The sequence below is a fragment of the Roseiterribacter gracilis genome, from assembly GCA_018332375.1.
Classification (GTDB): Bacteria; Pseudomonadota; Alphaproteobacteria; order BOG-932; family Roseiterribacteraceae; genus Roseiterribacter; species Roseiterribacter gracilis.
In genome coordinates, this window is sequence record BOPV01000001.1 from 2,003,875 (window position 1) to 2,018,008 (window position 14,134).

Annotated in this window: 15 protein-coding genes; 9 read left to right on the forward strand and 6 right to left on the reverse strand. The window is 65.4% G+C overall.

Annotation, left to right across the window (positions count from 1 at the left end; translation table 11 throughout):
• The first annotated feature begins 206 nt into the window (after positions 1–206).
• Together TMPK1_RS09925 and TMPK1_RS09930 are read left to right on the forward strand one after the other, a co-directional pair.
• On the forward strand, positions 207–1,967 hold the full coding sequence (locus TMPK1_RS09925) for a sensor histidine kinase (RefSeq protein ID WP_420242838.1): 1,761 nt from the start codon (positions 207–209) through the stop codon (positions 1,965–1,967).
• Positions 1,964–3,274 (forward strand): sensor histidine kinase, encoded by a 1,311-nt coding sequence (locus TMPK1_RS09930; RefSeq protein WP_420242839.1) that lies wholly within the window; start codon positions 1,964–1,966, stop codon positions 3,272–3,274. Before TMPK1_RS09925 ends, TMPK1_RS09930 begins: the two co-directional genes overlap by 4 nt.
• A gap of 60 nt (positions 3,275–3,334) precedes the next feature.
• Here the strand turns inward: TMPK1_RS09930 and TMPK1_RS09935 are convergent, their stop codons facing one another.
• Together TMPK1_RS09935 and TMPK1_RS09940 are read right to left on the reverse strand one after the other, a co-directional pair.
• Entirely contained in the window at positions 3,335–4,234 is a 900-nt protein-coding gene (locus TMPK1_RS09935; protein WP_420242840.1) for an AEC family transporter, read from the reverse strand.
• A gap of 45 nt (positions 4,235–4,279) precedes the next feature.
• Positions 4,280–4,783, reverse strand: coding sequence for a PAS domain-containing protein (locus TMPK1_RS09940; protein ID WP_420242841.1), 504 nt, complete (start codon positions 4,781–4,783; stop codon positions 4,280–4,282).
• Between the two features lie 136 nt (positions 4,784–4,919).
• Here TMPK1_RS09940 and TMPK1_RS09945 point away from each other — a divergent pair, with 136 nt between their 5' ends.
• Positions 4,920–5,633: a response regulator transcription factor gene (locus tag TMPK1_RS09945; RefSeq protein ID WP_420242842.1), complete on the forward strand. Its 714-nt coding sequence runs from the start codon at positions 4,920–4,922 to the stop codon at positions 5,631–5,633.
• Here the strand turns inward: TMPK1_RS09945 and TMPK1_RS09950 are convergent.
• On the reverse strand, positions 5,603–5,968 hold the full coding sequence (locus TMPK1_RS09950; RefSeq protein ID WP_420242843.1) for an Hpt domain-containing protein: 366 nt from the start codon (positions 5,966–5,968) through the stop codon (positions 5,603–5,605). The two genes, TMPK1_RS09945 and TMPK1_RS09950, sit on opposite strands and share 31 nt — an antisense overlap.
• Positions 5,969–6,129: 161 nt before the next feature.
• Here TMPK1_RS09950 and TMPK1_RS09955 point away from each other — a divergent pair, with 161 nt between their 5' ends.
• On the forward strand, positions 6,130–6,321 hold the full coding sequence (locus tag TMPK1_RS09955; protein ID WP_420242844.1) for a hypothetical protein: 192 nt from the start codon (positions 6,130–6,132) through the stop codon (positions 6,319–6,321).
• A gap of 68 nt (positions 6,322–6,389) precedes the next feature.
• Entirely contained in the window at positions 6,390–7,442 is a 1,053-nt protein-coding gene (locus TMPK1_RS09960; protein ID WP_420242845.1) for a glycosyltransferase family 9 protein, read from the forward strand.
• Here TMPK1_RS09960 and TMPK1_RS09965 read toward each other — a convergent pair.
• Positions 7,367–8,293: a fatty acid desaturase family protein gene (locus TMPK1_RS09965; RefSeq protein ID WP_420242846.1), complete on the reverse strand. Its 927-nt coding sequence runs from the start codon at positions 8,291–8,293 to the stop codon at positions 7,367–7,369. The genes TMPK1_RS09960 and TMPK1_RS09965 overlap by 76 nt on opposite strands.
• 157 nt (positions 8,294–8,450) lie before the next feature.
• Here TMPK1_RS09965 and TMPK1_RS09970 point away from each other — a divergent pair, with 157 nt between their 5' ends.
• Both TMPK1_RS09970 and TMPK1_RS09975 read left to right on the forward strand, forming a co-directional pair.
• Positions 8,451–9,302, forward strand: coding sequence for a class I SAM-dependent methyltransferase (locus tag TMPK1_RS09970; RefSeq protein ID WP_420242847.1), 852 nt, complete (start codon positions 8,451–8,453; stop codon positions 9,300–9,302).
• A 14-nt stretch (positions 9,303–9,316) separates the two neighbouring features.
• Positions 9,317–9,910: a histidine phosphatase family protein gene (locus TMPK1_RS09975; protein WP_420242848.1), complete on the forward strand. Its 594-nt coding sequence runs from the start codon at positions 9,317–9,319 to the stop codon at positions 9,908–9,910.
• On the opposite strand, the gene TMPK1_RS09980 is transcribed toward TMPK1_RS09975, so the two are convergent.
• The gene (locus tag TMPK1_RS09980; protein ID WP_420242849.1) at positions 9,907–10,689 is read right to left on the reverse strand and encodes a YybH family protein; all 783 of its coding nucleotides are present in this window, start codon (positions 10,687–10,689) and stop codon (positions 9,907–9,909) included. The genes TMPK1_RS09975 and TMPK1_RS09980 overlap by 4 nt on opposite strands.
• Positions 10,690–10,958: 269 nt before the next feature.
• Here TMPK1_RS09980 and TMPK1_RS09985 point away from each other — a divergent pair, with 269 nt between their 5' ends.
• Both TMPK1_RS09985 and rocD read left to right on the forward strand, forming a co-directional pair.
• Positions 10,959–11,453: an Lrp/AsnC family transcriptional regulator gene (locus TMPK1_RS09985; protein WP_420242850.1), complete on the forward strand. Its 495-nt coding sequence runs from the start codon at positions 10,959–10,961 to the stop codon at positions 11,451–11,453.
• 114 nt (positions 11,454–11,567) lie between these two features.
• Complete coding sequence (rocD, locus tag TMPK1_RS09990) at positions 11,568–13,655, forward strand: ornithine--oxo-acid transaminase (protein ID WP_420242852.1); 2,088 nt, start codon at positions 11,568–11,570, stop codon at positions 13,653–13,655.
• Here rocD and TMPK1_RS09995 read toward each other — a convergent pair.
• A complete protein-coding gene (locus tag TMPK1_RS09995; protein WP_420242853.1) occupies positions 13,652–14,128 on the reverse strand; it encodes an RrF2 family transcriptional regulator in 477 nt (158 codons plus the stop codon). The two genes, rocD and TMPK1_RS09995, sit on opposite strands and share 4 nt — an antisense overlap.
• Positions 14,129–14,134 lie beyond the last annotated feature (6 nt).

A 14,134-nucleotide genomic window follows, 5' to 3' on the forward strand; every position in this document is an offset into this window, starting at 1 on the left:
GGAGATGCGTCGCAATGCGCGTGGCTGTGGACGATTCCGGCCTTGCCATTGCGCCGGGTTCGACACTGCGAGCCCGATTCGCGGTGATTTCGCGGTGACGAACATGTCCTGTGCCGGACCTGTTTTTGTCCGCCCGGCGATCCAGGAAGCCAGTGATTTCGCGGAGATTTACGCTTTCCTTAGACACGCAGGACAGGGTCGTCGCGATGCCCCGCCTGGCTGAATTCTTCACGCGGAGTCGCCGCTTTTCCACCGCCCAGCTTGTGTCCCTGACGGGTGCTGCTGCGGCGATGCTTGCGCTTGCGCTTGGGGGCGGCGCCGTCTGGCAGCACCGCGAAGCCGTCCTGGCGCAGTCTGCGGAGGAGGCCACCCATCTCGGATTGGTGCTGGCAGAGCAGACCCGCCAGACGATTCGCGCCGCCGAACTGACCCTGAAACTGGCGTCCGAGCGACTCGACGCCAGCGCGCCCGACTTCGAAGAGGTCGCACAAAGCCGCGCCACACATGCCGTTCTTGCCGATCTGCAAGCCGGCTTGCCGCAACTTAGCGCGCTGTCGCTGGTCAGCGCATCGGGCGAGGTGCTGAGTTTTTCGCGCCGCTGGCCGACGCCGCTGATCCGCGTCGACGACCGTGACTATTTCATCGCCATGCGCGACGACCCGAAGCTGCTGCGCTTTATTTCAGCGCCGGTACAAAATCGCGGCTCCGGCACCTGGACGTTTTATATCGCGCACCGGTTGCGCCGCGCCGACGGTGCGTTCGGCGGCGTCGCGCTGGCCGCAATCGAATGCGCGTTCTTCGAGCAATTCTATGCCGACATCGGCTTGCCGAACGGCGGCACCCTGGCCCTGTTTCGCAACGACGGCACGCTGTTGTCGCGCTGGCCGCACGCCGAAGATCTGATCGGCCGGTCGTTCGCCACCGCGCGCGGCTTCACCGACATCGTGCAGAAAACCGGCAGCGGTACTATCCGCCTGACCAGCAGCATCGATCGCATCGACCGCATCATCGCGATGCAGACGCTGAAGAACGAACCGCTGGTGATCAGCGTCACTTTGGAAGAAGACCAGGCGCTGCGCATTTGGCGCCGCACCGCCACGATCTGGGGCGCGACCTCGGTTGCGATCGCGCTGATCATCTGCGGACTGACCGGGCTGGTGCTGCGCCAGATGCGCCGCCGCCAGGCGCAGGCGCTGGAACTCGCCGCAGCCAAACGACAGGCCGAAGCAGCGAACACGGCAAAAAGCGAATTCCTCGCCGCCATGAGCCACGAGCTGCGCACGCCGCTGACCGCGGTGCTGGGCTTTGCCGATTTGCTGCGCGAAGATGGCAACGAGTACACCTCCCGCCGGCGCGAATTCGCCGAAAACATCCAGACCGCAGGACGTCATTTGCTGGGCTTGATCGGCGACGTGTTGGATCTCGCCAAGATCGAGGCCGGCCGCAAAGACCTGAACGAAGAAACGTTGGCGGTGGTCGAGCTGTTGGCCGCCGCACGTTCGCTGTCGAGCGAGCGCGCGACGCAAGCGCAATTGCAGCTCAGTTGCGAAATGCCCGATCCCGATCTGCGCCTGTTCTGCGACCGGCTGGCGATGAACCAGATCCTGCTGAACCTGCTGACCAACGCGATCAAATACACGCCGTCCCCGGGTCGCGTGACGTTCGGCGCGTCGCTGTTGCCGACGGGCGATCTTGCAATCGAAGTCGTCGATACCGGCGTCGGCATCGCGCCTTCGGCGCTGGCGAGCGCCTTTGCACCGTTCCAGCGCATTGCGGGCGATCCCTGGGCCGCCAGCCGCGAAGGCGTCGGGCTTGGTCTCGCCATCGTGCGCGAGCTGGTGCAGCTGCATGGCGGCTCGATCACGCTCGAACGCGGTGACGTCTGCGGCACGCGCGCGCTGGTGCGGTTGCCGGCCTGGCGCGTCACCAACAGCGACCCGTCTATGTCAATCGCCCAGGCCGGATGACCGCGCTCGAACCGTCCCTGCTACGCGCACTGTCGGCAACCTTGTGGTTGCCGCGCTGGCCGTTGGGCACCGCCCTGATCATCGCGACGGCGGCGATGTTGCTGGCCTTGTGGACCGGCATCGCGCCGTGGATCGGGCTTTGGTACGCCGCGCTGGGCACGCTGATCGCGTTTCGTCTGGCACTGCGCGCCGACTGGCAACGCAGCGACGGCGATCCGGCGCGCAAATGGCTGCGCCGTTTCAGCTACAGCGCCTTCGCACACGGTCTGTTGTGGGGCGGACTTGGTGCGGCGCTGGCGCACGACAATTGGAACGTCTTCACCGTCGTGCTGGTGCTGATCGCGGGCATGTGTGCGGGCTCGGCAACCGTCTATGCCGGCTGGCCACCCGCGGTTGCGTCGTTTCTGCTTGCAGCGATCGGACCGGTTGCGGTGTCGTGCCTGGTGCGCGGCGACGCCGCCAGCGTGTCGCTGGGCGTGATGGCGCCCTTCTTCGCGTTCAACCTCTATGCCGGCGCGCTGCGTGCGTGCCGCGAAAAGCTCGAACTGCTGCGCAAGCGCGCCGAGCTCGAACGAACCACATCGGAACTGGCGGCGGCTTTGTTGCAAACCCAACGCGCCGAAGCAGCGCGCACGCGCTTTCTCGCAACCGTCAGCCACGAGCTGCGCACGCCGCTCAACGCGATCGTCGGCTTTGCCGATCTGATGCAAAGCGAGGCGATGGGGCCGCTCGGCTCGCCGCATTATCGCGAATACGTCACCGACATCGGTGAAGGCGGACGACGCCTGCGCCGTCTGGTCGACGAGATCGTCGCCTTCGCGCGGCTCGACGCACCGAATGACGGCGGTGGGCGCGCCTTGATCGATATTCGCGTGCCGTGTCGCGAAGCAGCCGCGACGGTCGCGCGCGACGCCACGGCGCGCGGCATCGGCTTGACCTTGCTGCTCGACGAAACCGTGCCGGCGCGGCTGCTCGACAGCGCGGCGATGACGCGCGCCATCCGTCACTTGCTGGAGAACGCGGTCAAATTCTCCGAGCGCGGCCAACTGGTGCGGCTGGTCGTGTCACGGCGCGAAGGCGACGGGATCGAAATCCGCGTCGAAGATCGCGGCATCGGGATGGATGAAGTCGCATTGGCGCAGGCCTTGTTGCCGTTCCGCCAACTGGAAGAAACGATCGTGCGTCAGTTCGACGGGTTGGGTCTTGGCCTGCCGCTGGCGCGCGCCTTGGTCGAACGCGAAGGCGGCCGGCTGGAACTGGAAAGCGCGCCGGGCCGCGGCACCATCGCGCGCATCGTGTTTAGTTAGCCGCGGAACGCGGCTCCCGGATTTCAGTTCGCGCATTGAAAACCGGAAGGCGCTGCGCGCCTAAAGCGGCCAAAGCGCCAACACGACCGGCAAGGTGACGACCGCTGCGATCGTCTGCACCGTGATGATACCCGCCATCAGATCGGCATCGCCGCCCATCTGCCGTGCCAGAATGTAGCTGTTGGTCGCGGTTGGAACCGCCTGAAACAAAATCGCGACCGCCGCCGGCGCACCATGCACGCCGAGCGCGAGCAGCAGCAGTGCGGTCACTGCCGGCATCACCAGCAGCTTGACCGTGCAGGCCAGCGCGATTTCGCGCGTGCGACCGCGCACGGCATCGAGCGACAGACCCGCGCCGATGGCGAGCAACGCCAACCCCAGCGAAGCCTGTCCCAGCACGTCGAGCATGCGATCGACCGGTGCTGCCAGACCGACGCCGCTGACGCTCAGCGCCATGCCGACGACGCAGCCGAGGATCAGCGGGTTGCGCGCAATTTCGACCAGCGCATTGCGCTTGATCTCGTTGTCGCCATGTTGCGTCAGCACGACGACCGATAGTGCATTCAAGAGCGGGATCATCACGACGATCGCGATCGCCGCCAACGGCAGCAGATCGGCACGCGCCGCACCGACCACGACGCCCAGCGCAATGTAGGTGTTGTAGCGCATCGCACCTTGGAACACCGAACTGAAGGCGGGACCGTCGTGTGCCACCTTGCGCCGCGCGAGATACAGCGCGCCACCGACCAACACGATCGCACCGACCAGCGCCGCCGCAATGCGCAAGGTCGGCAAAGCGGTCAGATTGGCGTTGGCGAGGCTGCGCACCAGCAATGCAGGAAATAGCAGAATGTAGGTGAGCCGCTCGGCTGGGCGCCAGAAGCCGTCATCGACCCAGTGGAAGCGACGGATGATCCAACCGAGAGCGATCAGGCCGAACAGAACGGCAAGCGTGGTCATGACGGGCGACATCGTGTTCGGCCTACACGAGCCCGATCCGGTGTCCTAGTGCGGCGGCGACATGCCTGCAGCGGTAAAAGCGTCGCCGTCGATATCGGCGCGGAAGCTGCGCAAGTTGCCCATTGGCTCGCCGATTTCGTGGAACGTGCCGGCGACGATCGAACAGACCGCGCCACTGGCGTCGATCAAGGGCAGATAGACCGAGGTCCAGCGCACCGGCTCTTCGTATTGGGCGAGATAGTGGACCAGCACCGGTTTGCGTCCCGCGATGGTCCGGCGCAACGCGTCGCGCACCGCATCGAGGATCGGTGACGCCAGCTCGATCTCGTCCAGCATGTACCCGACCTGGGGGCCGCCGCCGCGCCGCGCGACCTCGCTGCCGACCAGCCGGACGCGAAACCCGGCCGGCTCGACCCCATACAGCGTGAGATGCGCAACCGCGCGCGGGACGCCGACGACCGGGTCGAACCGGTCGCGCATGGGCAAAGCGCCCTCACCGGCGAGGCTCCGGTAGTAGGCCAACAGGTCGGTCCAGCCGATTCGCGCCAAACCCGTCTCCCTAATCTCTGCGCCCTTGGGCGTCGCCATCGACCATCGCAAATTGCGTCCGAGCCCGTCCTGAGAAGATTGTGTCCATTTTCCGAGCCTTTTGGCCACAGCTCGGGCTTGGCGGTTCGGCGCTCTCATGCGAAGCCTTAAGCCGATGCGCAAACAACGGATCCTCGTGGTCGAGGACGACCCGCTCGCCCAAGGCCTGCTTGCCGCCTACCTGCGGAAAGAAGGATTCGAGGTCGAGACCGCGATTGACGGACGTGGAATGCACGACGCGCTGGAACGCGCACCAGTCGATCTGATCTTCCTCGACCTCACGCTGCCGGACGAAGACGGGCTGGTTCTGACGCGCAAGGCGCGCAGTCGCTGGACCACGCCGATTGTCGTTCTCACGGCCCGTACGGACCGTGATGCGCGGCTCACCGCGCTCGAGCTGGGCGCCGACGACTATTTGGTCAAACCGTTCGACCCGGAAGAGCTGGTTTTGCGTGCGCGCAACCTGCTGCGCCGGTCGGGTGGTGGCGTCCGCCGCGAGCAAAGCCGCCTGAAATTCGGCAAATGGACGCTGGATCTGGCGGGCCGGGCGTTGATCGACGGCGACAATACCGAAGTGCCGCTGGCGCCGGCCGAATACAAATTGCTGGTGGCGCTGGCCAAAGCGCCGGGCCGCGTGGTCAGCCGTGCGCATCTGTTGGACGCGGTTGCGCGCGAAGACGCGACGGAACGCATGATCGACGTGTTGATCAGCCGCTTGCGCCGCAAGCTTGATGACGATCCCAAGAAGCCTTCGCTGCTCGTGACCGTGCAAGGCGCTGGCTACAAGCTCGTCGGGGTCGAAGGGGGCTGAGGCTCCAGCAGCGACAGCGCATCGAGCGAGCGCTGTCCCAACGAACGTACCGGCTTCATTACGGCATCGGTTCCTTCGCCGCGCTCGGCCGCGCGTTCCAATGCACGTGCCGCCTGGGTCAGCGCCGGTAGACCCGCCATCGAGGCAGTGCCGGCAAGCCGCTCGGCGCCGCGGCGAACATCGCCCCGCGCCCCGTGCAACGTCGCAAACTCCAACCCGTCCAGCACTGCTTTCAGCGACCGCGCAGCGAGCGTGCGCAGTTCTTCGACTTGGGCGGCCCCCAAATCACGGTCGAGGCGGCCCCAGTGCGCGTCATCAAGCAGAGCATGTGTCATGGCCCGCGGACGCTAGCAGGGCACAAACAGTTACAGGCCCTCACGCTGACTGATTTCATCGCGCGTTCACGTGTACGTCGTCTCGCGTATGCACGTGGCCGATACGGTCCGGACAAATACGCGGTACCGACACGCCGCGTTCCTTGTTTGGAGTGCCTGTGATGGTTGAGATCCTGTCCGATGCCAGCGGCCGACAAGTCGGTTCTGTCCGCAATGAAAGCGGCAAGCTGGTTGCGCGCGATCGCAACGGGGCGCGGGTCGGCTATTTCGACCCGCGCACAAACACCACGCACACGATGGATGGTCGCAAGGTCGCCGAAGGCAATTCGCTCAAGCAGATCGTCGTTCGCTGATCTACCTCGTTTTGGCCGCCGCGTGGCGGTCAGGGGATCATTGCGTGGCTTCCTGACGTTGGAACGTCATGGAACCGCGCGCGACTGTGGAAATCGGCTTTGCTGCTTGGCTAGCGCGCGCCGATCGGCTGTGCGCCGAAGGCCACGCTGAAGCAGCCCTTCGTTGCTATCGCCGCGCGCTGCAGGAAGGCGCCGATCCTGATTTGCGCATCGGCGAACGATTCCGTTGCTCGCTTGCCTGCGGTGACTATGCCAGCGCCTGGCAGGAAGGCGACCGCGTGCAGCAACTGCGTAGCGCACAAGACGACGGCGAACGACAGATCTGGGAACGGTTCGTGTGGAACGGACGCAAGCTGGACGGGCGACGCGTGCTGGTTCGTTGCTGGGATGGCCACGCCGACACGATTCAGTTCATTCGCTATCTGCCGCATCTTGCCGCCCACGCCGAAACCGTCGCGTGCGAAGTCGAACCCGGCATGATCGCGCTGTTCGCAGCGTCGTTGCCGTCGGTGCAATGTTGGGTGCCGCTGGGCAAGAAACTGCCGCCGCACGATGAAGTGATTCAAGCGTCCGAGCTGGCGCATTATTTCCGCACCGTGCCCGAAACGATTCCCGCAGCACCGTATCTGTTCGCGCCACCCGACACGCAACCATCGACACGCAAACGCGTCGGACTGGCCTGGCATGATGGCGGCCGCACGCCGTCCTTCGACACGCTGCGCCCGTTGCTGTCGGTGCCCGAGATCGAGTTCGTCGCCTTGCAGCGCGGCGCCGGTCGCTACGAAGCCGCGGCGAGTGGCGTCACGGTGGTCGACGAATGCGACGCGTTGAGCTTGGCGCGGCTGGTTGCGTCGCTGGACCTGGTGATCAGCGCCGACACGATGGCGGCGCATCTTGCAGGTGCGCTGGGCGTGCCGGTATGGACCTTGCTGGACGGGACGCCGGAATGGCGTTGGACCGAAACGCGCGACGACACGCCGTGGTACGCATCGATGCGTCTGTTCCGCGAGTCCGAAGCAAGAATGGCGCGCGTCTGCGCCGCGCTTCAGCGCTGGAGCGAGTCAGCCGAGAGCGGACCGCGGAACTGGCGCAGCACCATCGACAGCCACGCAGCGCCGTAACGCGCGCCCATCGCGACAAAGGTCTGCGGCAGCGCCGACCACGGCAGGTTCGGTCGCGCGTGATGGATGCCGTGGAAATTCGAATTGAGCAGCAAGGCGCGCAGGAATGCCGGCGCACGGCTGTTGGTCGCATCCTGGCCGCTGTCGACCGGCGTGCCATAATGCGGCGCATTGTCGAGCACCGAGATGGTGACGCCGCGCAACAGCAGCGCGGCTGCAACCCACGGCCAGGCATCGCCCGCGAAATAGAGCGCAGCCACCACCATCGCGACGGTGCAGGCCAGATCGACGCGAATGCGCGCAATCCGTTCGGGGTCGAGAAACGTCGTCTCGGCCATTTTGCGGATGCGCTTCACCTGCGGATCGTCGAGCCCGTAGATCTTGCCGATCGACCAGCGGATGCCCGCGCGCGGCAACAGGAACAACCACGGCACTGACAATTCGATCGCCGAGGTGCCGAACAAAAGATGCGCGTAGAACTTCACGCGATCGAGCAAGGTCGGTTCAGCGTCGACCGCTTCAGGCCGGTCGAGCGGATTGCGGTTGAAGCCGTGATGCGTCAGGTGACCGAAGCGCACGATTTCGAACGGCACCAGCAACGGCACCGACAGAAGACGCGATAAGGTCCGGTTCTGCGTCGCGTCGGGCGCAAGATTGCTGTGAATGCCTTCGTGGATCAGACCCCAATGCAGCGGCGTCGCGACCACGCCCAACGCCAGCAGCACCACGCCGCCCGCACCGCCGTACCAGCCAAGCGCCGGTGCGATGAACAGCAAGAGGACGGCGAGCACCAGCAGCAAGGCTGCGAGCGCGATATTCGTCCGGACGGGAATGGTTGCTTCGACACTCATGGCGCGGGCAAAGGCGATAGCGTCCCTTGAGGCATCGCGCAATGTTCACACCCAGGACGCCGGCCGGCAAGAACCCAGAAGAATCCCCTTTTCCAGCGGCGACGAACGGCACAAACAGGCGTTCGCCCTCGAAAGCGATCACGGCCACCCAGGACCAATGCCAGCAAGCACCGAACTCGATCAGCGTGTCGGACAAGCCGCCTCCCCCTGGCTGCGTGCGGGCCAGTCGGCAGCGCTGACCTTGGCCCATGCTGCGTTGGCGGCGGGCGATGCGGCCTCGACCGTGGCGTCGTTGCGCCGGCTCGCGCGATCCGAACCGCGCCTGCACGCGCTGGCGGACTTCGCCGCAACGCGCCAAACCGGACTCGATCGCGTCGTCACGTTGCTGGCCTCGATCGACCATGACGCACCACGCGATCCCGATTCGGTCGGCGCGATGTTCGATCGTGCGGTTGCGCTCGACGAAGTCGCCAGCGTCGCGCTCTATGCGCTTGGCGACGAGTCGCTGCTGGCTGCGGCAACCGACGAAATCGTCGCTGCACTGACGCCGTTACCGACGACGCGCGTGCTCGATATTGGCTGCGGCATCGGCCGCTTCGCAGCGCCGTTGTCGCCGCTGGTGCAATCCTATCTTGGGCTCGACGTGTCGGCGGGCATGGTGGCGGCAGCGCAGCGACGCAACCGGAGCTTCGGCAATGTCACCTTCGCGCGTTGCGACGGGCGCAGCCTGCACGACGTCGCGACTGCGTCGATCGATCTCGTGCTTGCGGTCGACGTTGCGCCCTACTGGCAACAAGCCAGCGTCGTCGACGCGATGCTGGCCGAGACGCGTCGCGTGCTGACACCAGGCGGCACGTTTGTCGTGTTGGGCTGGTCGTATAGCGGCGGCGAAGAGTCCGACCGACGCGATGCGTTCGCGCGCGCTGGTCGTCATCGCTTCTTGCCGGTCGGACCGGCGCCGACACTGCACCACTGGGACGCACCGGTCTTTCTGTTCCACGCGATCTGACAAGCGGAGGTCCGATGGCGATCTTCCATCTGCTGCGACACGGCCAGCACGACCTGCTGAAACATACGCTGACCGGTCGCACGCCCGGCGTGACGATGAATGAAACCGGCCGCGCCGAAACCGCGCGCGCCGCCGCCTGGCTCGCGACGCGCGCGCTTGTCGCGTTGGTCGCAAGCCCGCTCGACCGTACGCGCGAAGCAGCGCGCATCGTCGCGGCTGCAACCAACCTGCAGCCGACGCATGACGAACGTTTGCTGGAAATCGATTACGGCACGTTTGCGGGCCAGCGCTTCGACGTGCTGCACCAAGATCCCGCCTGGCTGAATTGGACACAAAACCGCGCCATCACGCGTACGCCGACCGGCGAGACGATGCTGGAGGTGCAAGCGCGCTATGTCAGTTGCCTGATCGATCTGCGCGACCTGTATGGCGCCGACGAAGAAATTGCCGTGATCGGCCACGGCGATCCGATCGGCGCCACCTTGGCCTATTTCCTGGGCGCGCCGATCGATGTTCGCCGGCGCATCGAGATCGACAACGGATCGATCAGCACGCTGCGCCTGGCGCTCGACAGCGTCACGGTGCAGCGCGTGAATTTCATGCCCTAACCGCCGAAGCTCTCCAACACGACGTGCCAGCCGTCGGCGTCATGCTGCCAAACATGCATGTACCAGCCGCCCGCTTCGCCCGCTTTGTACCTGCCGTAGACATAGCCGAAATCACCCGCGCGCGAGATTTCAGCCGCAACCGGTTCCAGACGCAAACCGGCCGGCGTGCCCGCGATCGCAGCGGCGCGACCGATTGCGGGCGCCGCACCTTCGCGCAGCGTGACGACATTCGGCGCCAGCTTGTTGCCGTCGACGCGCGCATCCATCGCCAGCAAATTCGTGCGCGCCTTTGTCGGATCGCTCGGCGTCGTTGCTTGTGACGCCTGCTTGACCCAATCGGCCGGTTCGGTTGCTGGCCGATTCACCGATGCGCCGAGATCAATTTCGACTTTCCAGGTGCCGTCCGCTTGCAGACGCCACACCGACGCGTACCAGCCGTAGCGCGGCGGCGCACCTTCGCGCACGTTTTCATATGGGCCGGTGGTGAATCCGACATCGCCCGACGATGCGATGCCGGCATAGGCCGGACGCCAAGTGAGTTTCGCTTTCGGCGTCGGCAGGCCCTGCCAGAATTTCTGTCCGTTGGTGGCGCCGTCTTTGCCGAACACGACGCCGTTGTCGGCGAGGAAAGCCAGAAACGCCGTGCGCATATCGGCGCGATCGGACAGCGCCGAAAAATCGCGCTCGCTCTGCACCAGCTTTTCGATTGTCGAAGACGATGGCGCGGCTGCGCCGACGCTCAGCACCAATGCCAGACCCAGCAAAGAAAATTTCCGCACGTTCCGTCCCCGCCCTGATTTGTTGGGCGCAAGACTGGCTGCAGGAGACGCAGAAAGAAAGCCGACACGCGCGTGTCGGATGTGCAACGCTCTGCGCGCGCTTACCGGCGGCGGCGCAGCCGCAGCGGAATCGGGTGCGGTGCGCTGGCAATGCCGGCAAGCGCGATTGCGGCGCCAAGCAGAAGAACAATGAGGGCGCTGATCATGGTCATATGGGGTCCAACCCAGCGTTGCTTGCCAAGTTCCAGCCGCCGCGGTAGCGGGTGGGGATGAAGGCAAAGGGCCTCGACCGGATCGACATCAAGATTCTTGCCGCGCTGCAGGAGGACGGTCGCATGACCGTGCAGGCGCTGAGCGAGCTGGTCGGACTGACCGCGCGCCCGTGCCTGGAACGCGTGCGGCGCCTGGAAAAAAGCGGACTGATCCGGCGCTATGCGGCGCTGCTCGATCTTGCTGCGTTTGATCTGGTAGCGGTGATTGCCGAAATCGGGCTCGAACATCTGCACAAACAAGCCCAGAGCAAATTCGAAAAACGCCTCGCCGCCGAACCTGCAGTGGTCGAATGCTGGGAAGTGTCGGGCACGTACGACTATATCGCGCGCATCGTCTGTCCGAGCCTCGGCGCCTATCAGGAATTGACCAACGGCTGGATCGAAGACCCGGCAATGGGCGTGGCGCGCGTGGTTTCGAACGTGGTGCTGCGCGAAGTGCGCAGCTTCAACGGCCTTCCGGTTCCTAGTGCACGACAGAAACGGCTGTCCTGACTCGTCCGTACGACCGATCAGGCTGCAAACACCCGCTTCTTCGACGCCCTTTGCTGCGATCCGAACGTCATCTTCGACGTTGAACCAAGTGTGGTTTCGACGCGGGGACGCAGCATGGACGCGAAGCAGTTGGAAGACCGGGTCAGTGCGCAGAATTATGCGCCGCTCGACGTAACGCTGGTTCGCGGTGCTGGCGTCTTTGTCTGGGACGATACCGGCAAACGCTATCTCGACATGATGAGCGCCTATTCGGCGGTGAGTTGCGGCCATTCGCATCCGCGCCTCGTCGCGGCACTGACCGAGCAGGCAAACCGCATCGCGGTTCCGTCGCGCGCCTATCGCACCGATCGTCTTGGTCCCTTCCTCGCCGAACTCTGCCGCCTCGCCGGACTCGATCGTGCGCTGCCGATGAATACCGGCGCCGAAGCAGTCGAGACCGCCATCAAAGCAGCGCGACGTTGGGGCCATGATCGCCGCGGCGTCGCCGATGGCGCGCAGGAAATCATCGTCGCTGCCGGCAATTTCCACGGCCGTACCACGACCATCGTCGGGTTTTCCAGCGAGGCTGCGTATCGCCGCGGCTTTGGTCCGTTCGCAAGCGGCTTCGTCACGGTTCCCTACGGCGATGCCGACGCAATCCGCCGCGCGATCAATCCCAACACGGTGGCAGTATTGGTCGAACCGATTCAGGGCGAAGCGGGCATCGTTCTGCCGCCCGACGGATATCTCGCCGCGCTGCGCAAGATCTGCACCGATGCGGGCATTCTGCTGATCTTCGACGAAGTCCAGTCAGGCCTCGGCCGCACCGGCCGCATGTTCGCCTTTGAACATGAGAATGCGCGTCCCGATGGCTTGATCGTCGGCAAGGCGTTGGGCGGCGGCTTGCTGCCGGTCTCGGCCTTCATCAGCACGCAGGACGTGATGGATGTGTTCGATCCCGGCAGCCATGGCTCGACTTTCGGCGGCAATCCGCTGGCCGCTGCCGTCGGGCTGGAAGCGCTACGCGTAATCCAGGACGAGAAGCTCGCCGAACGCAGCGCCGAGCTGGGAGCGTATCTGCTGCAGCAGGCGCGCGACTTGCGGCATCCCGCAATCCGCGCTGTGCGCGGACGCGGCCTGTGGGTCGGGATTGATCTCGATCCGGCGCAGGCGCCAGCACGCGCTGTGTGCGAAGCGCTGGCGCGACGCGGCATGTTGAGCAAGGAAACCCACGAAACCGTGATCCGCCTGGCACCGCCGCTGACCATCAGCCGCGAGGAAATCGATCTCGGCATCCGCTTGCTGCGCGAAGCGCTGGACGAAGTCGCGCCACGCGCGACGTCGACGGAAACGACGCGCATCGTGATGTGCCCGCCGTCGCGCTTTGAAGTCGCCTATTGCATCAATCCGTGGATGGCGCCCGAACGTTGGAGCGCCGAACGGATGGCGCTGACCGCGACCGCATCGAATGATTGGGCGTTGTTGCGCAGCACGCTCGAAGATTGCGGCGCGGTGATCGACATCGTGCCGCCCGAAGTCGGCCTGCCCGATCTGGTTTTCACCGCCAACGCGGCGGTCGTGCTTGACGGTGTCGCGCTGGTGGCGCGGTTCCGCCACGCCGAACGCCAGGGCGAAGAACTTCCCTATCGCCGCGCGTTCGAGAAATTGCGCGACCAGGGCAAGCTGCGCGCCGTGCGGTTGATGCCCGACGACGTGGTGCTGGAAGGTGCCGGCGACTGCGTCTGGGACAAGACGCGCAATCTGTTCTGGGTCGGCTATGGGCCGCGTTCGGATCGTACCGCCGCGGACGTCGTCGCGCGCACCTTCGGCGTCGAAGCACTGCCGCTCGAACTGGTCGACCCGCGCTTCTATCACATGGATACGGCGCTGCTGCCGTTGCCGCGCGGCGAAGTCGTCTATGTCCCCAGCGCATTTTCCGACGAAGGAATGGCGCTGCTGACGTCGCGCATCGGCGCCGAGAATTTGATCCCGGTGCCCGACGCAGACGCGGCCGAGCTGGCGGCGAATGCGGTGGTGCTGGGCGACAATATCGTGCTGGGAAGCTGCAGCGACGCGTGGGCTGCAACCTTGGCTGCGCGTGGTTATCGCGTGCGACGCACCGGCCTCGCACCGTTCCGCCTCAGCGGTGGCTCGGCCTGGTGCCTGACGTTGCGGCTGGATTTGAAAAGCAAAGCAAGCGACCGCGCACGGCAGGCTGCTTAGATCACAAAGTCAGCGTTCCCCGGCGGCTGCGAGTCATCACCGCCGCGTGCTTTCGCGGCCGGCTTCTGCGTCGCGCGTGCGCGCTGATAGAGATCTTCCAAGGTCACGCCGCGCAGCAGATTTTCCCATCCGTCGGCCAGTTCGGCCGCCAGCGGCGTCACGACTTTCTGTCCCAGCGGCGAGCTGGCCGGTTCAATCCCTTCATCGAGACGACCGGCGCCAACCGCGCCAGCAATGTCGGCGAGCGTGATGCGGCGCCGTTCGCGCGCCAGCACATAACCACCGTCCGAACCGCGCACGCCCGCCAGAATGCCCGCCTTCACCAGCCCCTGAAACGCGGGCTCGAGATAGCGGCGCGCCGTGTTCTGCCGTTCCGCCACCGCGCGCGACGACACCGGCGTGCCGCCGCCATGGAGCGCGACGTCGAGCACCGCTTCGATCGCGAGCAGAAGTTTTTCGGAACGGCGGAGCATGGCTTC